Origin of the sequence: Vreelandella aquamarina, from assembly GCF_020075495.1 — a bacterium.
GTDB lineage: Bacteria > Pseudomonadota > Gammaproteobacteria > Pseudomonadales > Halomonadaceae > Vreelandella > Vreelandella aquamarina_A.
In genome coordinates, this window is the sequence record NZ_JABYQT010000005.1 from 214,659 (window position 1) to 232,707 (window position 18,049).

16 protein-coding genes are annotated in these 18,049 nt (G+C 58.8%); 11 read left to right on the forward strand and 5 right to left on the reverse strand.

Features of this window, described 5'->3' with window-relative positions:
* Window positions 1-2: 2 nt before the first annotated feature.
* From pheA to HW452_RS10530, 5 genes are all read right to left on the reverse strand, one after another.
* Window positions 3-1,094, reverse strand: coding sequence for a prephenate dehydratase (pheA, locus tag HW452_RS10510; RefSeq protein WP_224106055.1), 1,092 nt, complete (start codon window positions 1,092-1,094; stop codon window positions 3-5).
* 5 nt (window positions 1,095-1,099) lie between these two features.
* Complete coding sequence (gene serC, locus HW452_RS10515) at window positions 1,100-2,203, reverse strand: 3-phosphoserine/phosphohydroxythreonine transaminase (protein WP_224106056.1); 1,104 nt, start codon at window positions 2,201-2,203, stop codon at window positions 1,100-1,102.
* Entirely contained in the window at window positions 2,187-4,889 is a 2,703-nt protein-coding gene (gyrA, locus tag HW452_RS10520) for a DNA gyrase subunit A (protein ID WP_224106057.1), read from the reverse strand. The genes serC and gyrA overlap by 17 nt, the downstream gene beginning before the upstream one ends.
* A 321-nt stretch (window positions 4,890-5,210) precedes the next feature.
* Window positions 5,211-5,540 (reverse strand): DUF3140 domain-containing protein, encoded by a 330-nt coding sequence (locus tag HW452_RS10525; protein WP_224106058.1) that lies wholly within the window; start codon window positions 5,538-5,540, stop codon window positions 5,211-5,213.
* 180 nt (window positions 5,541-5,720) lie between these two features.
* The gene (locus tag HW452_RS10530) at window positions 5,721-6,155 is read right to left on the reverse strand and encodes an acyl-CoA thioesterase (protein ID WP_224106059.1); all 435 of its coding nucleotides are present in this window, start codon (window positions 6,153-6,155) and stop codon (window positions 5,721-5,723) included.
* Window positions 6,156-6,320: 165 nt separating this feature from the next.
* Between HW452_RS10530 and HW452_RS10535 the strand changes: the two genes are divergently transcribed.
* The 11 genes from HW452_RS10535 to HW452_RS10585 all read left to right on the forward strand — a co-directional run bounded on the left by HW452_RS10535 (window position 6,321) and on the right by HW452_RS10585 (window position 17,997).
* Window positions 6,321-7,259 carry a recombination-associated protein RdgC gene (locus HW452_RS10535; RefSeq protein WP_224106060.1) on the forward strand — a complete coding sequence of 313 codons (939 nt, stop codon included), beginning with the start codon at window positions 6,321-6,323 and terminating at the stop codon, window positions 7,257-7,259.
* Between the two features lie 59 nt (window positions 7,260-7,318).
* Complete coding sequence (locus HW452_RS10540) at window positions 7,319-8,503, forward strand: 1-acyl-sn-glycerol-3-phosphate acyltransferase (protein ID WP_224106061.1); 1,185 nt, start codon at window positions 7,319-7,321, stop codon at window positions 8,501-8,503.
* Window positions 8,504-8,621: 118 nt separating this feature from the next.
* A complete protein-coding gene (locus HW452_RS10545) occupies window positions 8,622-8,903 on the forward strand; it encodes a hypothetical protein (RefSeq protein ID WP_224106062.1) in 282 nt (93 codons plus the stop codon).
* Between the two features lie 142 nt (window positions 8,904-9,045).
* Window positions 9,046-11,082, forward strand: coding sequence for a methionine--tRNA ligase (gene metG, locus HW452_RS10550; RefSeq protein ID WP_224106063.1), 2,037 nt, complete (start codon window positions 9,046-9,048; stop codon window positions 11,080-11,082).
* Window positions 11,083-11,240: 158 nt separating this feature from the next.
* Window positions 11,241-12,782: a sensor domain-containing diguanylate cyclase gene (locus HW452_RS10555; protein ID WP_224106064.1), complete on the forward strand. Its 1,542-nt coding sequence runs from the start codon at window positions 11,241-11,243 to the stop codon at window positions 12,780-12,782.
* Window positions 12,775-13,356, forward strand: a complete 582-nt coding sequence (rsxA, locus tag HW452_RS10560) for an electron transport complex subunit RsxA (RefSeq protein ID WP_224106065.1) — start codon at window positions 12,775-12,777, stop codon at window positions 13,354-13,356. The genes HW452_RS10555 and rsxA overlap by 8 nt, the downstream gene beginning before the upstream one ends.
* A gap of 9 nt (window positions 13,357-13,365) precedes the next feature.
* Window positions 13,366-13,959: an electron transport complex subunit RsxB gene (gene rsxB, locus HW452_RS10565; protein ID WP_224106066.1), complete on the forward strand. Its 594-nt coding sequence runs from the start codon at window positions 13,366-13,368 to the stop codon at window positions 13,957-13,959.
* The gene (gene rsxC / locus HW452_RS10570) at window positions 13,960-15,621 is read left to right on the forward strand and encodes an electron transport complex subunit RsxC (RefSeq protein ID WP_425348104.1); all 1,662 of its coding nucleotides are present in this window, start codon (window positions 13,960-13,962) and stop codon (window positions 15,619-15,621) included.
* Entirely contained in the window at window positions 15,618-16,652 is a 1,035-nt protein-coding gene (locus tag HW452_RS10575) for an RnfABCDGE type electron transport complex subunit D (RefSeq protein WP_224106067.1), read from the forward strand. Before rsxC ends, HW452_RS10575 begins: the two co-directional genes overlap by 4 nt.
* Window positions 16,649-17,296: an RnfABCDGE type electron transport complex subunit G gene (locus tag HW452_RS10580; RefSeq protein WP_224106068.1), complete on the forward strand. Its 648-nt coding sequence runs from the start codon at window positions 16,649-16,651 to the stop codon at window positions 17,294-17,296. Before HW452_RS10575 ends, HW452_RS10580 begins: the two co-directional genes overlap by 4 nt.
* Window positions 17,293-17,997, forward strand: a complete 705-nt coding sequence (locus HW452_RS10585; protein WP_224106069.1) for an electron transport complex subunit E — start codon at window positions 17,293-17,295, stop codon at window positions 17,995-17,997. The genes HW452_RS10580 and HW452_RS10585 overlap by 4 nt, the downstream gene beginning before the upstream one ends.
* Window positions 17,998-18,049 lie beyond the last annotated feature (52 nt).

An 18,049-nucleotide genomic window follows, 5' to 3' on the forward strand; every position in this document is an offset into this window, starting at 1 on the left:
TGTCACAGCACGCCTTGCGGGTAGGAGCCCAGTACACGCAGCTCGGAAGCACGCAGCTTGACCTCTTCGAGTACAGCGGCGACCCGTGGCTCATCGACATGGCCCTTAAAATCGATAAAGAACACGTAGTTCCATACGCCGGTGCGCGAGGGACGGGTTTCGATCCGTGTCAGATCGATCTTGTGGCGATGAAAGGGCTCCAGCAGGTCGTGCAGCGCGCCTGGCTGGTTGCGCATGGCGACCACGATGGAGGTCTTGTCCTCGCCGGCCATGGGGACACGCTGGTTGCCGATAATCAAGAATCGCGTCGAGTTGTCCGGACGGTCTTCTATCTTGTCGGCAATCCGCTCAAGCCCGTAAAGCTTGGCGGCCATGTCGCCGGCAATGGCGGCGCTATGCCATTCGGTCTTGACCAGCTTGGCCGCTTCAGCGTTGGAGGAAACCGGCACGCGCTCAGCGTGAGGATAGTGTGCATCCAGCCATTTGCGGCACTGCCCAAAGGACTGCGGGTGCGAATAGATACGCGAAATCTTGTCGCGACGCGTGGTATCACTGATCAGAAGATGGTGGTGTATGCGCAGCACGACTTCGCCGCAGATATGGATGGACGAATCCATGAAAGTGTCGAGCGTATGATTGACCACCCCTTCCGTCGAGTTCTCGACCGGCACTACGCCATAGTTGACCGCGCCGGCCTCTACCTCACGAAACACCTCGTCAATGGCCGCCATGGGCAGGCTGATCGCACTTTCACCAAAATGCTTGAGCGCCGCCTGCTGAGTAAAGGTTCCCTCCGGCCCGAGATACGCCACCTTGATGGGCTGCTCGAGCGCCAGACAGGCCGACATGATTTCGCGAAACAGCCGCGCCATCTCCTCGGAGTCCAGCGGTCCCTTGTTGAGCGACATGATGCGGCGGAGCACCTGTGCTTCCCGCTCGGGCCGGTAGAATACCGCGTCCTTGTCATCGGCCAGCTTGACGTGCGCTACCTTCTGCGCGCAGTCGGCGCGTTCGCTGATCAGGCGCAGAATATCACCATCCAGCTGATCAATACGCTGGCGCAGCTCATCCAGGTTGATTGACGAGTCGGACATGGTCGTTAGCCTCTTCGTTGTTCAAAATCGGCCATGAAGGCCACCAGCGCATCTACCGCCTCTTCAGGCACCGCGTTGTACAGGCTGGCACGCATGCCACCCACGCTGCGATGGCCTTTCAAGTTGAGAAGCCCCGCCTGATCGGCCTCCTCGAGAAACACCTTGTCGAGCGCCGCATCGGCCAGCACAAAGGGCACGTTCATCCTCGAACGGTTCGCCTTGGCAATCGGGTTGCTGTAGAAATCGCTTCTATCAATGGCGCCATAAAGCTTGTCCGCCTTGCGCTGATTGATGGCATCCATTGCTTCAAGCCCGCCAATATCATCGCGCAGCCACTGAAAGACCAACCCTGCCAGGTACCAGGCATAGGTGGGAGGCGTGTTGACCATGGAGCCGGCTTCGGCCAGCTGCTGGTAATCGAACAGCGAGGGGATGTCGGACTGGGCACGGCCCAGCAGATCGTCGCGAACCATCACCAGCGTCAGGCCCGCCGGGCCGATATTCTTCTGCGCCCCGGCATAAATGACCCCGAAATCCTCGACCCGCATGGGCTTGGAAAGGATATTGGAGGACATGTCGCAGACCAATGGCACCTGCTTGCCATCGGGCCGTGATACGTGGGGCACGTAGTCGAACTCGAGCCCCCCGATGGTCTCGTTGGACGTGTAGTGCAGGTAAGCCGCATCGCGGCTGATATCCAGCGTATCCAGCCCGGGGACCGCGGTATGGCCGTTTGGCTCGCTGCTGCCCGCTACGTGGCACGCATAGCCAAGTCGCCTGGCTTCGCTCAAGGCCTTCTTGCCCCAGATACCCGTCTGGATAAAGTTGCCACTGCCCCCCTGTCCCAGCAGGTTCATGGGCAGCATGGCAAACTGCATGCTCGCCCCGCCCTGCAGAAACAGGACCCGGTAATGCTCAGGAACGTTCAGCAAGGCGCGGAAATCCGCCTCCGCCTGCTCGGCAATCGCCACGAACTCATCGCTTCGATGACTCATCTCCATGACGGACAAGCCACGCCCCTGATAATCGACCAGCTCGTTGCGGGCTCGTTCGAGCACCGCGACAGGCAGGGCCGCCGGCCCTGCGCAGAAGTTATAGTGACGCGTCATCAGCCCCGGTATCCTGTGCATTATCGCTTGCGTTGTCCTCGTCCGTTTCGTCCAGCGCGTCCAGTGCACTGTCCTCGGGCTCATCGACACGCACGGTTTTAACCAGCTTTTCCTCTTTACCCAGACGAATCAGCATTACGCCCTGAGTATTACGTGACGTCGTGGACACCTCTTCCACGCGCGTGCGTACCAGCGTGCCGCGGTCGGTGATGAGCATCATTTCATCAGCGTCGTAAACCTGCATGGCGGCCACAAGCGCACCGTTACGCTCGCTGGTCTGCATGGCGATAACCCCTTGACCACCGCGCCCACGCAGCGGGAACTCTTCCAGGCGTGTGCGCTTGCCGTAACCATTTTCACTGGCGGTCAGAATATAGATCTGGCCTTCCGACTGGATATTTTCAGCAGCAGACTCCTGTGCCTCGTCGCCATCCGTATCGGCCTCGGCATCAATCTGCTGGCTCTTGGGTATGATCAGGCTGATCACTTCGCAACCATCGGCCAGGCGCATGCCGCGTACGCCACGGGCGGTACGTCCCATGGCGCGTACGTTCCCCTCCTCGAAGCGGATCGCCTTGCCATTGGATGAGAGCAGCATGGCGTGATCGGAACCCGAAGTGATTGCAGCTCCTACCAGACGATCCCCCTCCTCAAGATCGATCGCGATCAGACCCACGCTACGCGGTCGCGAGAACTGCTCGAGGCTCGTACGCTTGACCGTACCATTGGCGGTGGCGAAGAAGATGTAATGTTCAGGGTCGTAGTCGCGCACCGGCAGAATGGCGTTGATCGACTCGCCCTCTTCCAGGGGCAGCATGTTCACCAGCGGCTTGCCACGGGAACCACGGCTCGCGGCGGGCATCTCGTAGACTTTCAGCCAGTACACCTTGCCGCGGTTGGAGAACAGCAGCACGGTGTCGTGGGTGGAAGCGACCAGCAGGTGCTCGATCACGTCCTCGTCCTTCATGGACGTGGCCGACTTGCCTCGACCGCCTCGACGCTGCGCCTGGTAGTCCGAGAGCGGCTGGGTCTTGGCATAACCCGAGCGCGACACGGTTACCACCATATCCTCTTCGGCAATCAGATCCTCCATGGAAAGATCCAGGTGACTTGCCTGAATCTCGGTGCGACGGTCGTTGCCATACTGGTCACGCACCGCATGAAGCTCTTCACGAATGACCTCCATCAGGCGGTCGGCCGAGGCCAGGATTTCGGTAAGCTCGGCAATGCGCTCAAGGATAGCCAGGTATTCGTTGAGCAGCTTTTCGGTTTCAAGGCCGGTAAGGCGGTGCAGGCGCAGCTCGAGAATCGCCTGGGCCTGGCCCGGCGACAGCCGGTATTCGGTGGCTGACGGGTTAAGGCCAAAATGCTCATCGAGCTCTTCGGGCTTGCAGGAAGTCGCTCCCGCCCTTTCGAGCATGGCGGTCACCTGGCCCGGCTGCCACGTGGTCGCCAGCAGTTTTTCCTTGGCCTCAGAAGCGCTTGGCGAGGCCTTGATCATCTCGATGATGGCATCGATATTGGAGATGGCAACGGCCAGACCTTCCAGGATGTGGCCCCGCTCGCGGGCTTTCTTGAGCTCGAACAGCGTCCGCCGGGTTACCACCTCGCGCCGATGGCGAATGAACGCCTCCAGCATCTCTTTCAGGTTCAGCGTACGTGGTTGACCGTTCTCCAGCGCTACCATGTTGATGCCGAACACGTTCTGCAGCTGAGTCTGGGCAAACAGGTTGTTGACCACGACCTCGCCTGACTCGCCCCGCTTGATCTCGATGACCACGCGAAGACCGTCCTTGTCGGACTCGTCACGCAACTCGGCAATGCCTTCGATCTTCTTCTCTTTGACCAGCTCGGCGATTTTCTCGATGAGCCTCGCCTTGTTTACCTGATAAGGCAGCTCGGTGATGATGATATGGTCACGGCCGGTCTTGTCGTCGTGCTCGATGGTATGCGTTGCGCGCACATAGATGCGTCCGCGCCCGGTGCGATATGCATCCAGAATGCCCGCACGACCATTGATGATGCCGGCGGTTGGGAAGTCAGGACCCGGGATATACGCCATCAGGTCATCCACCGACAAAGTGTAGTCATCGATCAGTGCCAGGCAGCCATCGATGACTTCGCGCATGTTGTGCGGAGGAATATTGGTCGCCATACCGACCGCGATACCCGACGAGCCGTTGATCAGCAGGTTGGGTACCTTGGTGGGAAGTACTGCCGGAATGCGTTCGGTACCATCGTAGTTGTCGACCCAGTCCACGGTATCCTTTTCAAGATCCGCAAGCAGCTCGTGAGCAAGGCGCGACATGCGTACTTCGGTGTAACGCATGGCGGCGGCGTTATCGCCGTCGATGGAGCCGAAGTTGCCCTGACCATCGACCAGCACGTGACGCATCGAGAAGTGCTGGGCCATACGTACGATGGTGTCGTAAACCGCGCTATCACCATGCGGGTGATATTTACCGATGACATCGCCGACAACGCGCGCCGACTTCTTGTACGGTTTATTCCAGTCATTACCCAGTTCGTGCATGGCAAACAGCACACGCCGATGGACCGGTTTCAGACCGTCGCGCACATCAGGCAGCGCGCGGCCGATAATGACACTCATCGCGTAGTCGAGGTACGACTGTTTGAGCTCGTCTTCGATATTGACGGGCAGGATTTCTCTGGCGATGTCACCCATGAAAGTCAGATCCTTTGCACTGCATTGGCACTGCGAGAGTTGAAAGCGCTTGAATTTTGCCGTGATTGAGCATCAACAGGCGAGCGCACATACCCCTCCATCATACCACTGCATAAGCATCAAGGGCAGCCAGCGAGCGCCTCAAAGCATCCGCGCACATCAATAGGGCCAATACAGCCAGCAAACGGGATCTAGAAGCGTGATTGCACGCAGGGTGATTCGAACCTGACCGAATCATGCCTGCCCTATGCGGCCGGCGACATGACATCAGGTTCGAACAAGGGTGAGAGAAAAAAAGCAAGACGGTATTCAGGCAAGTCGTTATTTCAAAGGATCATGGCCCCAGTTCATCAGCGAATAACGCCAGCGTGAGGTTTTCTTGTCCTCTTTCTGCGGCGGCTGCTCAAGGTGACGCGCTATATACTGATTCACTTTTTTCATATGCGCGTAGTCATCATCACTGAGATCAGCCTTGCGCTTGCGCTTTATATCCACGATACGCCGCCCCGAACGGTGGCCCGTGGACTCGCCACTGTCGCTATCGCCGACGGATTTCGACGCTTCGGTATCAAGCCACTCTTCGAGTTCCTTGGGCGCCATGTTCACGCTTGCATAAAAATCCTGATAGATCGCTTCCTTGTCACTGCTCATTTGCACCTCCCTGTCGATGGCTGCTGATCGGAGCATGTCATTTCTGACGCATTAATGCGCCGAGGCAAGTGAGCTTGCCAGGCGCCAGCTCAAGATTAGCCCACCCGGGCCAGAAGCGCCTGCCAAAGCGCAGGACAAGGCCTCATCACCTTGTCGGGATGAAAGCTTCTGATCCCATTGTCAAAGCGAAAACGCCTCTTTATCGACACAAAGCCTTTTCAGCGCCTCAAAAACGTTACCCTCGATGATACTGGCGGCATTCGATTTGATATCCAACAGCACGAAGGTGAGATCCGCCTGGGCGATCACTTTTCCATCAGCGCGAAGGATACGGTGATGACAGCGCGCACTACGCTCACTGACCTGGGTGATACCGGTAAGTACGCTCAGGTCGTCGTTTTGAACCGCGGCATGTCGATAGTCTATATTGAGGTTGACCACGACGAAGGCACGCCCGGCCTGATGCAACTCCTTCATCAAATCAGGATGTTTATCGAAGAACGCCCAGCGCCCCTCCTCCATGAACTCAAGATAGCGGGCATTGTTGACGTGCTGATAGCCATCCAGGTGGTATCCACGAACGCGTAACGTCACGCGTGAAAGCGCCTCGGACATGATTCTTCTCCTTGGAAAACGTGATGTCGGCAGCGGTATTCGCCGTCACGAACACCAATCAAACACAAGTTTGAAACACATACAACAAGTTCAAGGCAGGCAAGGAGCTGGCAGGAACGCCCTGCTTTCGACATAATGTGCCACCTTTTGAACAGGACCGGTGACATGTGGTTTAAGCACCTGCATTTATATCGCCTGCACGGCGCCCCCGAGCTTGACAGCAGCTCCCTGGCCGATGCGCTCGATGCGCATTCAGCCAAACCGCTGGGCACGGCGGATGCGCGCCGCCTGGGCTGGACTGCACCCGCGGGCCGCCTGGGCGGTGGCCAACTGATGCACGAGATTCAGGGCCACCGGCTACTCTCGGTGCTGCGCCAGGAGCGCCTGCTGCCCGCCTCGGTCGTCAAGGAAGAGGTCGATGAACAGGTGGCCGACATAGAGGCACGCGAAGGACGCAAGGTAACCCGCAAAGAGAAAACCGCCCTCAAAGAGCAGGTAACCGAAGAGCTGCTGCCACGCGCCTTCGTTCGCAGCCAGAAAGTCGATCTCTGGTGGGATACCCGCCGCCAGCTGATAGGTATCAATGCAAGCTCACGCACGCGTGCCGAGGACGTACTGGACCTGCTGCGTGAAACGCTGGGCAGCTTGAAAGCCACGCCACTCTCTTCCCGGACACTGCCTATCCGCGCCATGACGACCTGGCTTGGCGACCCGGCAAGCCGGCCGGCGGACCTGCAACTGGGTGACCAGGTCGAACTCAAGGCCAAGGGCGATGACGGCGTACTGCGCGCCCGCCAGGTGGACCTCGACAGTGACGAGATCCAGCAACTGCTCGAAAGCGGGCGTCAGGCCAGCAAGCTCGCCATGAGCCTTGAAGGACGGCTGAGCTTCGTGCTGCATGACGATCTGGCGCTCAAGTCGCTGCGCTTTGGGGACGCCCTGATTGAAGAGGCGGATCACGCCGACGATGGCGATGACGCACTGGCAAGACTGGAAACCGACTTTATTTTAATGGCCCAGGCGCTATCTGATGATATCGTCCGCCTGCTAGAGTGGCTGGATGGGGAAAACCGGCAGGAACCTGCTGCGTCTACAGATACCTGATACCTTGACGCCACCGCCATCATGAATCGTTCTTTACTGTTTATCATCCAACGGATCGCATGACTCAACACAACGACGCACCCAACGCTCTCCCTACCACCGACCCATGGGTGGACATACGCCCCTATGCGGATAGCGAAGTGGCAGATGTCCTTGCACGTCTGGCCCGCGACAGCGAGCTATTGGATGCGCTCACCCGTTTTCGGCTGCCCCGTCTGGTCCGCTGGATGCCGTCGCTTGCTCGGACGCTTGCCAGTCGCGCCATTCAGCGTGAAGTCAAAGGGGTTACCTCGGTACGCGATTTTCAGATGCGCATAGCTACCTACATGGAGCGCATGATTCGCACCACCACCGAGGCATTCGAGGTGTCGGGGCTTGACAAGCTTGACCCTGAAGGCGCCTATCTATTCATCGGCAATCATCGTGACATATCGCTTGATCCGGCGTTCGTGAACTATGCGCTCTACAAGGCAGGCCGCGACACGGTACGTATCGCGATTGGCGACAACCTGCTCAAGAAGCCCTACGTCACCGATCTGATGCGGCTCAACAAAAGCTTCATCGTCCCTCGCAGTGCACGCGGTAAACGCGCCATGCTGGCGGCCTATCAGCAACTTTCCGCTTATATACGCCACTCGATTACCGAAGATCAGCACTCTATCTGGATGGCGCAGCGCGAAGGCCGGGCCAAGAACGGTATCGACCGGACGGACCCCGCCATCATAAAGATGCTTACCATGGCCAAGCGTAACGCCGAGCGTGACATCATGTTTGGCGAAGCGGTAGCCGAACTCAAGCTCGTCCCGGTATCGATCAGTTATGAATACGATCCCTGCGATGTGCAAAAGGCCCAGGAACTGCATGACCTGGCCGCTCAGGGCAGTTACGCCAAAAGCGAGTTTGAAGACATTCGCTCGATCGTTGCCGGCATTACCGGTGACAAGGGCCGGGTTCAATTGCGCTTTGGCACCCCGGTCGGAGTGGACATGGCAACACCGGATGAAGTGGCCGGTGAAATCGACCGCCAGGTAATTGGCGGTTATCGACTTTATCCCAGCCACTACCTGGCACTCGAAGCACTGGGAGAGGCCCCCGAGCTGGTAGCCCGCAAGACCATTACCCGCCAGGATCGCGAACGCTTCAAGACGCGCCTTGGAAGCGTTCCCGAAGCACTGCGCCCCTACTGGTTATTGCAATATGCCAACCCGGTCAAGCACAAGGCAGGCCGCCTGACGCTCAAGTAATCGCGGCGCCATACAAGCCGGCAGGTGAGCCGATGCCTGTTGGACCAAAAAATGCTATGGTCAAAGCATTGTCCGGCTTCGCTGTCGCGTTCATCAGCGCGACATTAAGGAGAACCTCATGTCTGCATCAGAAATTCAAAAATCGCGAATTATTAACGAGCTGCGCGGCTTCATCCGCAAACTGCTTCAAGATCCCGACATTCTTGAACAGTCACTGGTCATTGCCCGACAAGAGCTTGGTGAAGGCAGCAGTCCCGCCGTCATGGCCAGGATTGCCAACGAAATATCTGCTACCACGAGCGTACATATTCCAGAAGATCCGGCCGAACATTCAGAGGCCGACAAGCTGTTTCTGGAACTCTTGAAAGAAGTCGTACAGCAAGAGCAGGCACTTTACTAGCCTACTCCGAAACGCCAGCCACCCCATAGCAGCCAAGAGTGCCTCGCACTCCTGGCAAGCTCGCGTTTCACCACATCGCCGGCCTTGTACCGTATAAATTCGCCGCCCTATCGTCATTGCCAAATTGGAATTAGCACTCATCATGTCCAACTCTGCCACGCGCAACATTCTGGTGACCAGCGCGCTCCCCTACGCCAACGGAGCCATCCACCTCGGTCACCTGCTTGAATATATCCAAACCGACATCTGGGTACGTTTTCAGAAAAGCCGTGGCCAGCAGTGTTACTACGTATGCGCCGACGATGCTCATGGCACCGCCATCATGTTGCGCGCCGAGCAGGAAGGCATCACACCCGAGGCGCTGATCGACCGGGTTTCTCGCGATCACCAGGCGGATTTCGCCCGCTTTGGCGTGGGGTTCGACAACTACCACTCCACTCACTCGGAAGAGAACCGCCTGTTCAGCGAACTGATCTACAAGCGTCTGCGTGACAAGGGGCATATTGCCACTCGAGATATCGAGCAGATGTACGATCCGCAAAAGGGGCTGTTTCTCGCCGATCGCTTCATCAAGGGTACCTGCCCCAAGTGCGGCACGAACGACCAGTATGGCGACAACTGTGAAAAGTGCGGGGCCACCTACACCCCCGCGGACCTGATCGACCCGGTATCGGCCATTTCAGGGGCAACACCGGAAGTGCGCAGCTCCACGCACTATTTCTTCAAGCTGCCTGACTTTGCCGAGTTCCTGCAAACCTGGATTGACGCGGGACACGTTCAACCTCAGATCCGCAACAAGCTGATGGAGTGGTTCGAGTCCGGTTTCAACGAGTGGGACATCTCTCGGGATGCCCCCTACTTCGGGTTTGAAATTCCCGATGCCCCGGGCAAATACTTCTATGTCTGGCTGGATGCCCCCATCGGCTACCTGGCCAGCTTCAAGAACCTGTGTGAACGTGAAGGCATCGACTTCGACAGCTACTGGAACAAGGATTCCGATGCCGAGATCTACCACTTTATCGGCAAGGATATCGTCTACTTCCACGCCCTGTTCTGGCCAGCCATGCTGCATGGTGCCGAGCTGAGAACACCTACGGCCGTCAATTGCCACGGGTTCCTGACCGTCGATGGCGCCAAGATGTCGAAGTCCAGAGGCACCTTCATCAAGGCCTCGACCTACGCCGACCACCTCAATCCCGAGTACTTGCGCTACTACTTTGCTGCCAAGCTGACCTCCAAGGTAGATGATCTCGACCTCAACCTGGACGACTTCGCCGCCCGAGTCAATTCAGACCTCGTCGGCAAGGTGGTCAATATTGCCAGCCGCTGCGCCGGGTTCGTGAAAAAGCTGGGCGGGGGCAAGCTTTCAAGCCACTGCGCCGAGCCGCAGATGCTGGCGCGCTTTATTGCAGCAGGCGATGATATTGCCGACGATTTCGAAGCGCGCGAATTCAGCCGCGCCATGCGCAAGATCATGGAGCTTGCCGATGAGGCCAATACCTACATCGCCGACAAGGAGCCCTGGGCGCTCGCCAAGCAGGATGGACGTGACGAGGAAGTGCTCGAGATCTGCTCGGTAGGCATTAACCTGTTCCGTCAGCTGATGGTCTATCTGGCCCCGGTAGTGCCCGCCATGGCAGAACAGGCTCAGGCGTTCTTGAACCTCGACTCGATGGCCTGGGAAAGTCGCCATGTCATACTGACCAGTCATCAGATCGAGAAATTCAAGCCGTTGATGACCCGCGTAGAGCGCGACAGGATCGATGCCATGATCGAAGCCTCGAAGGAGGATCTGGTGGAAGAGCAGAAGCTGAAGGAAGCCGCCAAGGGGCCGCTTGCAGAAGAGCCGATTGCCGATGAAATCGGTTTTGAGGATTTTGCCAAGGTCGACCTGCGTATTGCACGTATTACCAAGGCCCAATACGTCGAGGGCGCCGATAAACTGCTTCAGTTGACCCTGGATCTCGGCGGTGAGACGCGCAACGTCTTCTCGGGCATTCGCAGCGCCTATGCCCCTGAAGCGCTTGAAGGCCGCTTGACGGTCATGGTGGCCAACCTGGCACCGCGCAAGATGCGTTTTGGGCTTTCCGAAGGCATAGTGCTCGCCTCTGCCAACCAGGATGGCATCTACCTGCTTTCACCGGATGCTGGTGCCGAACCCGGACAGCGTGTAATGTAGCCGTCGTTTTATCACTGACAGGGGTAGGGATGCTCAGGCTCTACCCCTTTTTCTTTATCTGATGACCACGCTCCCCTCCCAAACCCTGTTCAGGCCTGCTTATGCTTCGGCACTTTTCTCGATCGCTGCGTTTTCAATTCCTAATCGCGCTCAGTGGTGTGCTTTTGCTTGCGCTGGGTTCGCTGGGGGCATTGAGCAAGTGGTTCATTTTTCCGGCGCTGCACAAGGAAGAGCAAGGCATCATCGACCAGGAGCTAAAGCGTATCGAGCGAAGCCTGGTGCTTGCCCAGCAGGAACTGTTGGTTCAGGCCCGAGACTGGGCCAACTGGGATGACACCTATGAATTCGTGCAGGGCAACTACCCGCGCTATGCTGATGTCAACTTCAGCCCAGAAATGCTGAAGGAAATGCGCTACCAGCTCATCGCGTTTTTTGCCGCCGATGGCAGCCCCTATTTTCTCTCTGGCCTGGTTCCACATACCGGCCAGTTTGCCAGTTGCGCCCAACCCAGCGGCGAGTGCGACTGGATGGCGCCTTATATTGATACCATGCAGCGGTCGATAAAAGACAACCCCGATCAGCAGAGCTTTCTGGTGCCGGGAATAAGCTCACCGGCCATGGTTGCCATCACTCCGATTCTTCGCACCGACGGCACCGGCCCAAACGTTGGCTGGCTTGCCAAGATGCGCCTGATGGACGAGCAGTGGATAGCGCAATGGGAGACGCTCACCGGCCTGCCTATTGCGATTGAGCGCCTGCCTGCTCCACAGCGCGAACCATCGATCAGAATCGAAGGCGACACCATCCATGCCCAGCATCTGCTGCCAACCAGTGTGCCCGACATGAGTATTGCAATCGGCACCCAGTTGAATCGGACTCACTATCTTGCAAGCCTCGATACCATTCGCTATGTACTGATCTGGACCGCGTGCCTCATGCTGTTCGTCATCGGCTTTGTACTCTGGCTGATGGAACGGATCATTCTGACGCCGCTTAAAGCACTATCCGTTTTCGCCCGCCAGGCATCAAAGCAAGATACCAATCTCGATGCGCAGTCGCTGTGTCGGCGTGGCGATGAAATAGGCATGCTGGCCCGCAGCTTCGACCAGCAGTTGACACGCCAGCGAGAGCTCAACGCCGAGCTCTTGAACCTCTCCACCCACGATGCGCTGACGGGACTTCCCAATCGGCGCCTGTTTGATCAGCAGCTGAAAGACGCCATCCAAGAAGCAGTCGCACTATCGCAGCCGTTAGCGGTCATGATGCTGGATGTCGACCACTTCAAGCTGTTCAACGATCATTACGGCCACCAGATGGGAGATGAGTGCCTGCGAAAGGTTTCTAGAGCGCTTCAGCGCGTGGCCAATGATCATGGGTTCTTGATCGCCCGCACCGGAGGCGAGGAGTTCAGCGCGCTACTTCCCGGTACGTCCGCCGACTCGGCCAGGCAGATCGGTCTTCTCTTGCATCGCACGGTAGATCAATTGAAACTCCCCCACCGCGCCTCGCCGGTATCCGCTTATGTTACTATCTGCGTCGGCGTAAGCTCGCTGGCAGACAGTACCGACATCCTGCCGTGTTCGTTGATGAGTACCGCCGATCAGGCCCTGTACAGCGCCAAGGCTGCCGGCCGACACCAGGTCATGGTATTTACTCCCTCCCTCGACCCCGTTCATATGCACGAAACGCCACATGAGTGAACTATTCATCATCTTGATCAGCACCGCGCTGGTCAATAATTTCGTACTGGTTCAGTTCTTGGGCCTCTGCCCCTTCATGGGGGTGTCCAACAAGCTGGAATCCGCCATGGGCATGTCCCTGGCGACCACCTTTGTGCTTACGCTCGCTTCAGCGGCCAGCTACGTTGTCTATTACGGCCTGCTGGTACCACTGGAGGTCACTTACCTGCGCACCATAAGCTTCATCGTGGTGATCGCCGCCGTGGTGCAGTTTACCGAAATCATGGTGCGTCACCTGAGCCCCCTGCTGCATCAGGTGCTGGGCATTTTTCTGCCGTTGATCACCACCAACTGCGCGGTGCTCGGCGTGGCGCTGCTCTCCTTGAATCGCGAGTTGAGTTTCTTTCACACGACGCTTTACGGCCTGGGCGCAGCGCTTGGCTTTTCACTGATTCTGGTCCTGTTTGCCGCCATGCGCGAACGCCTGGCCGGCGCAGACATCCCCAGACCGTTTCGAGGCGCTGCCATTGCCATGATCACCGCGAGCCTGATGTCACTTGCTTTTCTCGGTTTTTCCGGCTTGACCCAGGGGTAATTCAACATCATGAGTGATGCAGTTTCCCTTGCGGGTGTTGCCAGCGCCATCGGCATTCTTACTGGCCTGGGCGTCGGTTTCGGCGCCTTGCTGGGCGCGGTCAGTGAGCGCTTCAAAGGTGAAGCGCATCCATTGGTCGATCAAATCGATGCCCTGCTGCCCCAGACCCAGTGCGGGCAGTGCGGCTACCCTGGCTGTCGCCCCTACGCCGAGGCGATCAATGAAGGCGATGCCCTGAACAAGTGCCCGCCCGGTGGCGACGCCACCATTCAAGCGCTTGCCGACCTGCTGGGCCGCGAAGCCGAACCGCTCGATGGCGAGGCGCCCGAACAAGACCGGGTGGCCTTCATACGCGAGGCGGAATGCATCGGTTGTACCAAATGCATCCAGGCCTGCCCGGTGGATGCCATTATTGGGGCTGCCAAGCAGATGCATACCGTCATCGAAGATGAGTGCACCGGTTGTGATCTATGCGTCGACCCCTGCCCGGTGGACTGTATCGACATGCTGCCACGCAGCGCGCCGCTTACCCACTGGCAGCCGGTAGCCCCCCTTGCTCCTGGTGTGATTGCCAGCGACCGCCACCCGGCTGGAGGAAATTGAATGATGCCCCTCTTCGCGTCTCGAGGCGGTATCTACCCGCCCGAACGAAAATCCCGCTCAAATCAGGTGCCGTTGCAGCAAGCTCCGCTACCGGCACGGGTAATCCTGCCACTGCGCCAGCACAGTGGACGCCCGGGCGTCGCCTGCGTTACCCCGGGCGAGTACGTAAAGACGGGCACGCGGATTGCCAAGCGTGATGGGCTCATATCGGCCGATGTGCATGCCAGCATCAGTGGTACCGTTACCCAGGTAAGCGCGCACGCCATCCAGATCGAAGGCGATGGCCTGGATACCCGGCATACGCTCACTCCGCTCGACTGGCGCGAGACGGATGCACTCACTCTGCTTGCCCGCCTGGATGAAAGCGGCGTGGTGGGTCTTGGCGGGGCAGGCTTTCCTGCGCAGTTCAAGGCGCGCGTCATCGAGCGCCACGCCATTGATACGCTGATCATCAACGCTACCGAGTGCGAACCCTATATCACTGCCGATGACATTATATTGCGGCACTACCCTGGCGAAATACTCGAGGGCGCACAGATGATGGCGTCCCTGTGCGGCGCCAGCCAGATCATGATCGGCATCGAGGATAACAAGCCCGAGGCCATTGCCGCCTTGAAGCAGGTCATCGCCCAGAGCCGACCCGCCCGGGTGACACTCAGCGTGATACCGACCCGCTACCCAAGCGGCAGTGAAAAGCTGCTGATCAAGACGCTGTTGAATCGCACGGTGCCCAGCCAGGGCCTGCCGGCGGATGTGGGTGTACTGTGCCACAACCCTGGCACCTTGCTGGCGGCGTTGCAGGCGGTCAAGAGCGGTCAGCCGCTGGTCGAGCGCGTGATGACGCTAACCGGCGAGGCGATTACACGACCAGGCAACTACTGGGTGCGCCTGGGCACATCGATAGATGAACTGCTGGCTCATGTCGGTCTTGAGCGCGCCCGACTCAGCAAAGTGGTTCAGGGCGGCCCGATGATGGGCAACACGCTTGACACCTTGAATGCGCCGGTCACCAAGCTGACCAACTGCCTGATTGCCGCCGACCAGGCGGAACTTCCGCCAGCACCACCCGCCTCGCCCTGCATTCGGTGTGGCGCTTGTGAAAGCGTCTGCCCCGTGCAGTTGCTTCCCCAGCAACTGCACTGGTATGCCCATGCTCGGGAAGACGACAAGCTGGAGCAACATCATCTTTTTGATTGCATCGAATGCGGCGCCTGCAGCTACGTTTGCCCAAGCCATATCCCGCTGGTGAATGATTACCGAAACGCAAAAGATCGCTTACGCCACCAGCAAATCGAAGCTGCCAAGGCAGAGCATGCCAAGCATCGATTCGAGTTTCGCCAGGCACGTCTGGCTCGCGAAGAGGCTGAAAAACAGGCCCGCCGCCATGCCCGACTGGCCCAAGGCAAGTCCTCTTCAGGCTCGTCGGCGCCTACGACTGCCCCCCAGGCCGACCTGCGCAGCCTGCGTATTGCCCAGACGGCGGCCAAGGCAGCGGTACGCAAGGCTGAAAAAGTGCTCGCCCGCGAAGCCCAACAGTCACCCGATGAATCCCACGATGATCTGGAAATGCAGTTGGCCACCGCGCGCGAGAACCTCAAGGCCGCAGACCTGAAGTTGGCCCAAGCCCGCCAGAGCGCCCAAGCAAGCGAGGAGTCGCAATGAGCATGCTGCACGCTTCACAGGCAGCCGATGCCCCTATATCCACTGGCGGAACTCCGCCCACGGCGTCACTGATGCGTTGGGTAGCAGCAGCGACATTGCCTGGCATCATGACCATGACCGCCTTTTTCGGCCTTGGCGTGCTGAGCAATATCGTGCTTGCCGCTGCCTTTGCGTTCGTGCTGGAAAGTACCGTGCTATATCTCAGGAAACGCCCGATTCTACCCGCTCTGAATGACTCGAGCGCCCTGGTGACCGGCGTACTGCTGGGCGCTTCGCTGCCTCCGGCAAGCCCCTGGTGGCTGATAGGCGTGGGCATGGTAGCGGCCGTGGTGATCGCCAAGCAGTTGTATGGGGGCCTTGGGCAGAATCCATTCAACCCTGCCATGGTGGGCTACGCTCTTTTACTTGTCTCCTTCCCGGCCCACATGACGCTATGGGCCCCACCGCAGCCGCTGGTCGGTGAAAGCCTTTGGGCACAGATCATGGGTAGCTTGCCATCCGAACAGATAGATGCACTGAGCGGGGCAACGCCGCTGGATGCGTTCAAGCAAAAAGCCGATGAGCTTTCTGCCACTCGATTCTGGGCAAACGATCCGTTACCCGCCGGCACGCTGGAGGCCTGGCGCATGATCAGCCTGGCCTGGCTGGCCGGAGGCGCCCTGCTGCTGGCCAGGCGCATCATCAGTTGGCATATTCCGGCTGCGCTACTTGGCAGCCTGGCGTTGCTGGCCATGCTGTTTCATCTGGCCGATGCCAATCAATTTGCCTCGCCCACTTTTCACCTGCTGACCGGAGCCACGCTGTTCGGCGCTTTCTTTATCGCCACCGACCCGGTATCGGCAGCCACCAGCCGGCGCGGCAAGCTCTTGTATGGGGCAGGCATCGGCACGCTGATCATCGTGATCCGTAACCTGGGCGGGTATCCAGATGCCGTTGCCTTTGGCGTCTTGCTGATGAATCTTTGCGTACCGCTGATCGACCTCTATACGGTGCCTCGTCCTGAAGGCCACGCCAGGGGAGCAATGCGATGACGCCCATGAGTGCCATGCGGCAAGGCGCACTGACGCTTGGAATCTTCGCCCTGTTCACTGCCGGCAGCGTCGCCCTCACTCGGGCCATGACGGCTGAGCGCATCAACGATCACCGCGAGGCTTACCAGCAAAGGCAGTTGCTGGCGGTACTGCCGCAGGCCATCGGCGATGTGCCTGTCGCTGAACTTCTGGACAGTACCTTTGCTCTACCCGACCCGGCTCTGCTTGGCCATCGCAGCCCCACCACCGGTTGGCGCGTAAGCCATGGTACGCTCCAGGCGCTTGTCCTGCCGGTCACTACCCGCCAAGGCTACAGTGGAGAAATAGACTTATTGGTCGGCATGCAGCTAGAGCCCGACACGCAGCCACGCATCAGCGGCGTGCGCGTTACCTATCATCAGGAGACCCCGGGGCTTGGCGACAAGATCGAAGCACAGCGCAGCGACTGGATCACCCACTTCAACGGGCTACGGCTGGCTGACCTGCCCCCCGAGAGCTGGGCGGTCAGGAAAGATGGCGGCCAGTTTGACGGCTTTACCGGCGCCACCATTACCCCTCGGGCCGTCATCAAGGCGGTGCATGATGCCCTGGTATACGCCGAGCACTTGCCTCTAGTCTCACACCAGCAGGAGCCAACCCCATGAGTCAGTGGCCTACGCTTGCCCGCCAGGGGCTTTGGAGCAATAACCCGGCGCTGGTACAGCTGCTGGGGCTCTGCCCACTGCTTGCGGTCAGCACTACGGTGGTGAATTCCCTCGGCCTTGCCCTGGCCACGCTGTTCGTGATGATCGGCTCCAGCACGGCCGTATCGCTGGTGCGCCACCAGGTGCCCGGTGCCGTGCGGCTGCCCGCCTTTGTCATGATCATCGCCGCCTTTGTCACCTGTGCCGAGCTGCTCATGGCTGCCTACGCCTATGCGCTTTACCAGCTTCTGGGCATCTTCATTCCATTGATCGTGACCAACTGCGCGATTCTCGGCCGGGCCGACGCGTTTGCCTCTCGTCAGCCGGTAGGCCTGGCGGCATTAGACGGCCTGATGGTGGGCCTTGGGTTTGGCATCGTGCTGGTGATCCTTGGGGGAGCGCGCGAGCTGCTGGGCCATGGCACCCTGTTCAGCAATATGGAACTGCTGCTGGGCCCGATAGCCAACGGTTGGCAGTTGACGCTGGCGCAGGACTACCAATTTCTGTTTTTCGTTCTCCCACCTGGGGCCTTTTTCGTGGCCGGCATGTTGATTGCGCTAAAGAACGTCATCGACCAACGCCGCACACGTCATTCAGCGCGTCCTGCAGCGACAATCGCTCGCACCGAGCGCCGTGTCAGGGTCACCGGAGTCATCAAGTAACCATTAATACAACGTTCACCAATACAACGTTCACCAATACAACGCTCACCAG